The 1,937-nt window shown below is 71.0% G+C and carries 1 protein-coding gene; it reads right to left on the bottom strand.

Annotated elements, in window-relative coordinates; translation table 11 throughout:
• Positions 1-97: 97 nt before the first annotated feature.
• A partial coding sequence (locus DVDV_RS21650; RefSeq protein WP_254845498.1) for a UvrD-helicase domain-containing protein occupies positions 98-1,937 on the bottom strand: 1,840 nt, incomplete at its 5' end.

Raw genomic sequence — 1,937 nt, 5'->3', positions numbered from 1 at the left:
CCGGACCAGCACGGCAATGTCGCCCGGAGCCAGGGTCTGGGCGGAAAAGTCGCGGGTCAGGGTCAATGACGAGCCGCCAAGCAGGCCGGCCACCCGTTCAGCCACCCAGGCCGCCTCTCCGGCCGCCGTGGGGGCCTCGTAGAGCTGAATCTCGCAGGCCGCCTGGGTCTCGCTGCCGGCCCGGGAGACAAGGGCCGTGCGGCCGGGAAACACCCCGGCGGCCAGATCGAGCAGGGGCGCGGCCGAGCGGAAATTGTCCGTCAGGGCAATGGTCGGACAGGTCCGGCCACAGCTCGGCCAGGGCCGTCCCCACCCGGCCCGAGGCGCCCCGGAAGCCGTAGATGGACTGGTCCGGGTCGCCGATGGCAAAAAGCGCGGCCCGCTCGCGCCCGGCCAGGGCGGCAATGACGGCCAGCTGCAGCGGGGTCAGGTCCTGCACCTCGTCAACCAGCACATGGGTCCAGGGCGGACGATGCCGGCCGGATTCCATGGCGGCCAGCCAGCCTTCCAGCAGGTCGGTGAAATCGGTCAGGGCGTAGTCTTTTTTGTGGGCGGCGTAGCGGGCGGCGTAGAGTTCCGGGCCGGGAATGCCTTCCGGGCGAAATTCCGGCGGGGCCAGCCGTTCCCGGGCCAGACTCAGCTCCTTCCAGGCCGTGCGCAGCCGCGCCCCGGTCAGTTCGGGATTGGCCAGGGCAAAGAGCCGTTCGCTGGATTTTTCCGACAAGATGACCGGTTCGGGTTCGCCGGCCTCGGTCCGGGCGCAAAGGGCCAGGGCGTGCAGGGTGTCGGCCCGGGGGATGTCGCTGCCGCCGTCCTCCCGGGCCAGCCGTTCGCGCAGCTGGGTGGCGGCCCGGCGGGTGAAGGTCACGGCCAGGATGTTGCCGGCGGCCACGCCCAGGGCCAGGAGCGAACGGATGCGGGCAATGAGGGTATGGGTCTTGCCCGTGCCCGGACCGGCCACCACCAGCACGTGGCGGGCTCCGGTGGCGACCGCCCGGGACTGGTCGTCGGTGAGGCCGGCGGCCGGGGCAGGGGTTGGCGTCGGCGGTCGGCGACGGCCTTTTTCAGAGACTTTGACGGCGGCGCGGCGTTTGGCCGGAGACGGGGCCAGGGCAGGGGGAGGTTCGGCCGGGGCGTCGTCGTCCGGGGCCGGCTCGCGCGGCGCGGTCCGGGCCATGGGCGCGGCAGCCAGGAAGCGGCCGGCCTTGAGGTCGCGCCGCTCCTCGTCGGAAAAAACCGTGATGCGGCCGAACTGGCCGTCAAAGCCGGCCTGCCGGCTCACCTTGCCCTGGCGCATCCGGGTGATCGCCTCGGCCAAACCGGGGCTGACCCGGCGCAGGTCCTCGGCCGGCACGTCGCGCAGGATGGCGATTTCCGTGCCGAAGCGGGCAAAGAGCGTCCCGAGGAGCGTGCGCACCTTGCCGGTCTTGGGGCCGACGCCCAAGACCTCGCCGGCCACCTCGTCCAGGGGAACGAGCGAGGTGAATCCCGGCGCGCCCTCCGGGCGCACGGGTGTGGCCCGGTCGGCCAGATCGAGCACCCGGTGGAGCACGCCAAGGGTGAGCGGCTTGCCGCATTTGGGGCAGATGCCGCCGAGGTCCTTGGCCGCTGCCGGTTCCATGGCCACGCCGCAGTCGCGGTGGCCGTCGAGGTGGTATTTGCCCTCTTCCGGGAAAAATTCCACGGTGCCGGCAAACTGCGTCTCTCCGGGTGTGCCGCGCAGGGCACCAAGGATGCCGGCGTAGGAGGCCGGGCCGGTAAAGCGATTGGATTCCCGGCCGAGTTTTTCGCCGGAATGGGCGTCGGAATTGGAAATGAGCCGGAAGCGGTCCAGGGCCGAAAGCGTCCAGTTCATGTCCGGGTCCGAGGAAAGCCCGGTTTCCAGGGCGAAGATTTCCCGGGCCAGGGAGCCGTAGCATTCCTCCACCGAATCAAAG

It is taken from the genome of Desulfovibrio sp. DV (assembly GCF_001936595.1).
Taxonomy (GTDB): domain Bacteria; phylum Desulfobacterota; class Desulfovibrionia; order Desulfovibrionales; family Desulfovibrionaceae; genus Solidesulfovibrio.
This window is presented reverse-complemented; position numbering and strand designations above follow the sequence as displayed.